The organism is Ligilactobacillus acidipiscis DSM 15836 (genome assembly GCF_001435755.1).
Classification (GTDB): Bacteria; Bacillota; Bacilli; order Lactobacillales; family Lactobacillaceae; genus Ligilactobacillus; species Ligilactobacillus acidipiscis.
The window spans coordinates 1-4,298 of sequence record NZ_AZFI01000164.1; the positions used below are offsets into that span (position 1 = coordinate 1).

The window sequence follows — 4,298 nt, forward strand, 5'->3', positions numbered from 1 at the left end:
TCAACTTTTAACCGGTTCACTTCGCTCTGTTTTTTAAATAGGAGGTAATTTCATGTTAAAACTTGGCATCATTGGGACTAACTGGATCACTGAACAATTTGTTAATGCTGCTCATGAAACAAAAAAGTGGCAGTTAACTTCTGTTTATTCACGTACCCTTGATAAAGCTCATCAGTTTGGCGATAAATTTGCAAGCACTTCCGAATTTTTTGATAACTTGGATGATTTCTTTGAAAAAGGGAGCTTTGACATTGTCTACATTGCCTCACCAAATAGTCTACATTTTGAACAGTGCAAACAAGCAATTTTGGCCGGAAAAGACGTTGTGGTTGAAAAGCCTGCCACTTCAAATCCATTTGAAATGAAACAGTTGGTTCAAGTCCTGCGCGAGCATCCAGAAACGTTCTTGTTCGAAGCAGCTCGTCATGTTCACGAACCAAACTTTAAGGCAGTTAGCAAGGCTGTTGAATCATTGAATGTGGTCCAAGGTGCAACATTGACCTATGCCAAGTATTCGTCACGTTATGATGCGGTTTTAGCAGGTAAAGAACCTAATATTTTCTCGCCTGATTTTTCTGGCGGATGTGTCCAAGATTTGGGTGTTTACCTTGTGTATGATGCAATCGTGTGGTTTGGTATGCCGAGTTCTGTCGATTATCATGCTACTATGCTCCCAACCGGAGTTGATGGCAAGGGTGTTGCAATCTTGCACTACCCAGGTTTTGATGTCACACTTAATCTGGCCAAGAATGTTAATTCGTATTTGCCAGGCGAGATTTATGGACTTAAAGAAACCATCCGGATGGATCATTCCAGTGATTTGAATAAGGTTGTTTTAGACGATGGTAACGGACATCAAAAGGAATTATCTGTGCCGCAAAAGGATAATCCAATGGTCGCTGAAGCTAATGAATTTGCCGATGTGCTAAATGACAAAGGCTCCAACGATGCAAAACAATTAGAAGAAGACTGGCTCGCTTATGCTGTGCAGGTCAATAAAGTCCTGTATCAATTGCGGCAAAGCGCCAACATTAAATTTAAGGCCGATAGAGTGGCCGAAGAAGTAGAAGAGGAAAATAATGAATCCTAAGTTTGTTGAAGAATTTGAAAAAGAGAAGTTTGCCGGCTTAAGCCCGATCCAAGAGGCTGTTTACGAACCCTTATCAGCTGGTAAAAATGTAATTGGGTATGCGCCAACTGGCTCCGGTAAGACATTAGCTTACGCGATGCCTTTGTTAGAGACACTGCTGCCCAAGGATGGGACCCAGTTGTTAGTGCTGGTACCATCGCAGGAGTTAGCCGTACAGGTCAATAACGTTATGGGGCGTTTTGCGTCTTTATTAGGAATGAAGTCGATCGCTGTGATTGGTGGAGCCAATGTTAAGCGCCAGTACGAAAAGCTGAAAAAACACCCAGAGGTCATCGTTGGGACTCCGGGCAGGGTCTTGGACGTGATCAAAGAGCGCAAGCTGAAGATGCACAAGTTAACTGCTTGTGTGATCGATGAAGCAGACCAAATGTTGGCTGATGAGGCATCCTTGGCTTTATGCCGAGAAATCGTCAGTCATGCTCATGCTGATATCCAATTGTCTTTCTTCTCTGCGACAGATTCTGCTAATTTATCCGACGTTCATCATTGGTTCGGAGTCGAGCCTGAGGTGATCGATGTACGTCAGATCGACAATACTCAAGGTCATGTGACTCATTATTTGATCGAAAGTCCGGTTCGAAAGCGAGTTGAAATGTTACGTAAACTTGCTAACTTGGATGACTTTGCAGGGTTAGTCTTCTTTGATTCAACCACTCAAGTCAAAGATGCGTCCGAAAAACTGGCTTTTCAACACGTTGCGATCGGTGAATTAAGCTCAGGGCAAAGTTCTCAAAAACGTAAGCAAGCCTTGGCTGATCTGCGCAAACGAAAGATCAGATTGTTATTGACTACGGACGTGGCAGCGCGTGGTTTGGATATTGCAGAACTGCCGGCTGTTGTCAATTTTGATATCCCCCGTGACCTCACAACCTACATTCACCGCAGCGGTCGGACCGGTCGGATGGGTGCGCAAGGAACAGTGATCAATTTAGGCAACGAACATGATCTGCGTCAGTTTAAACAACTGGTCAAAGACAAAGACTATGATCTGCAAACGGGCTATATATACCAGCATCAGTTGGTTACTGATCTTAAAGCGGCTCAAGCTGAAAATAAGCAGCAAAATAAACCTAAAAAGAAGAAAAAGAAAACTAAAACTGAGATAAAACAAATTCGAGCTGAAGAAAAGAAACAAAGTATCAAGCATAAGAAAAATCGGAAACGTGACCGAAAAAATAAGGGTAAGCCTAAGCCAAAAAAGAGGCAAGGCGAGTAACCGAACTTCATTTGCCAAGAAGTTTGGGCCCAAGTAAAGGAAAGTTGCAAAGTTGGTCAAACTGCTTTTAATCAGGGCGTAAATGGCTTATGATAATAGAGTAGACAAATGCTTATCAAAACGAGGTGGTCTTTGATGAAGACTTCAATTAAACTAAATGTTTCGGCACAATACATTTTCGAACGACTGGTAGATTCACGAATCTACGATATATTTGAGGCCACTGGGCGTTTTATGGCTGCTGATGAGTTAGCTGGCTTTGCCTATTCGTCGGTCAACGATGAGGGCGAATCGTGTCAGATCCAAATCACAAAGTTGATTTCTGCGGTCAGTTACCACTTTCAGGTCGAAACCAAAGATGAAATAGTTTCTAAGGCCTATGATTTGAAAAAAATGGCTGCAGATCAAGTCGAGGTCAGCTACACTCAAAAGGTAAAAGCTAAGAACTTATTGGTAGCGCTGAAAAACAAAACGAACAGCATTTTGTTTGATTGGCTGTTGGCTAACAATTTCAAAAAAATTTTGAAGCAACTAGAAATTGGTTATTAAAAATAATTGATACTATTGACTTTATGGCTTTTTAACCGCTATACTAGTAAAAAGGCTGGTTGCTACATGCGCTTGTAGCTCAGCAGGATAGAGCAACCGCCTCCTAAGCGGTAGGTCATCGGTTCAATTCCGATCAAGCGCATAGTATATGAACGGCATGACTGCATGGTGCAGGCATGTTGTTTTTTTAAAATGATGGAAGCAACTTGGCTCCTAATGAAATTGGTGTTGAGAGCTAGGCAGACCCACATACAAAAAGATTGTTATCTGCACGCAGATCTGCAAAACAAATGTACATCAATTAGTTGATGTGGCCCCAAGTTTGGTAAAGTTAGGTCCAGAAGAGGTCGATGTCGCCCCAAGTATGGCAGATGTAGGGCCAGATGAGGCTGATGTGGCCCCAAGATCAGCAAAGTTAGGGTCACATCAGGCATTAAACTTAATTAAGTAAACATTAGTAAGATAAATTAACAAATAAGGTAATGGAGTGGAGAAAATGAATAAGATCAAAATTATGACTGTCTTTGGCACTCGTCCTGAAGCAATTAAAATGGCGCCGCTGATCAAAGCAATGCAGCAACGTCCCGCGGAGTTTGAAACAATAACAGTGGTAACGGCACAGCACCGTGAAATGTTAGACCAGGTTCTGGAAATATTTAAGATCACACCTGATTTTGACTTAAATATTATGCACAAGGGACAGACCTTAAACGAGATCACGACTGACGTCTTACAAAAGCTTGACCAAGTCATCGCTGAGGCTGAGCCTGACATTATTTTAGTCCATGGTGACACTACGACCACTTTCGCTGCCAGTGTAGCTGCTTTTTACCGGCAAAAGACTTTAGGTCATGTTGAAGCCGGGTTGCGGACTTGGAATAAGTTTTCTCCATACCCTGAAGAAATGAATCGGCAAATGACGGATGTGTTAAGTGACCTGTATTTTGCACCAACAGAGCAAAGCAAGCAAAATCTGCTGCAAGAAAATCATCCTTCTGACCAGATATTTGTTACCGGTAATACTGCAATCGATGCTTTACATGAGACTGTGCAAAAAGATTATCATCACTCAGCTTTAGATGAAATTGCCGCTGAAAATCGCATGATCTTGGTCACTATGCATCGCCGGGAAAATCAAGGCGAACCGATGCGCCAAGTCTTTCATGCAATGAAAGAAGTTTTAGATGAACGACCTGATGTAGAAATCGTTTATCCGGTACATTTAAGTCCTGCTGTGCGTGAAGTTGCCCACGAAGTTTTCGCTGATGTTAAACGTGTGCACTTGATCGAACCGCAAGATGTGATCGATTTTCATAACTTATCGGCTCGTAGTTATTTCATTATGACGGATTCTGGCGGCGTTCAAGAAGAAGCACCGTCTTT

Annotated in this window: 5 protein-coding genes and 1 tRNA gene; all 6 read left to right on the plus strand. The window is 42.3% G+C overall.

The genetic code is table 11. The annotated features are described in order from the left end of the window. The first annotated feature begins 52 nt into the window (after positions 1-52). Entirely contained in the window at positions 53-1,090 is a 1,038-nt protein-coding gene (locus tag FC65_RS09065) for a Gfo/Idh/MocA family protein (RefSeq protein WP_010496987.1), read from the plus strand. Then, positions 1,080-2,366, plus strand: coding sequence for a DEAD/DEAH box helicase (locus tag FC65_RS09070; RefSeq protein WP_010496989.1), 1,287 nt, complete (start codon positions 1,080-1,082; stop codon positions 2,364-2,366). Before FC65_RS09065 ends, FC65_RS09070 begins: the two co-directional genes overlap by 11 nt. A gap of 135 nt (positions 2,367-2,501) precedes the next feature. Continuing rightward, on the plus strand, positions 2,502-2,915 hold the full coding sequence (locus tag FC65_RS09075; RefSeq protein WP_056972426.1) for a DUF3284 domain-containing protein: 414 nt from the start codon (positions 2,502-2,504) through the stop codon (positions 2,913-2,915). Between the two features lie 68 nt (positions 2,916-2,983). Beyond that, positions 2,984-3,057: transfer RNA gene (locus FC65_RS09080), tRNA-Arg, on the plus strand. Positions 3,058-3,237: 180 nt separating this feature from the next. Then, the gene (locus tag FC65_RS12775; RefSeq protein ID WP_268869415.1) at positions 3,238-3,366 is read left to right on the plus strand and encodes a hypothetical protein; all 129 of its coding nucleotides are present in this window, start codon (positions 3,238-3,240) and stop codon (positions 3,364-3,366) included. A 45-nt stretch (positions 3,367-3,411) separates the two neighbouring features. Next, positions 3,412-4,298: non-hydrolyzing UDP-N-acetylglucosamine 2-epimerase (wecB, locus tag FC65_RS09085; RefSeq protein WP_056972428.1), on the plus strand; the 887-nt coding region annotated here is incomplete at its 3' end.

Bases quoted from the DNA above. Each gene is read 5' to 3' on its own strand.
- FC65_RS09075 (WP_056972426.1), top strand. From the start codon at position 2,502: ATGAAGACTTCAATTAAACTAAATGTTTCGGCACAATACATTTTCGAA.
- FC65_RS09065 (WP_010496987.1), top strand. From the start codon at position 53: ATGTTAAAACTTGGCATCATTGGGACTAACTGGATCACTGAACAATTT.
- FC65_RS09070 (WP_010496989.1), top strand. From the start codon at position 1,080: ATGAATCCTAAGTTTGTTGAAGAATTTGAAAAAGAGAAGTTTGCCGGC.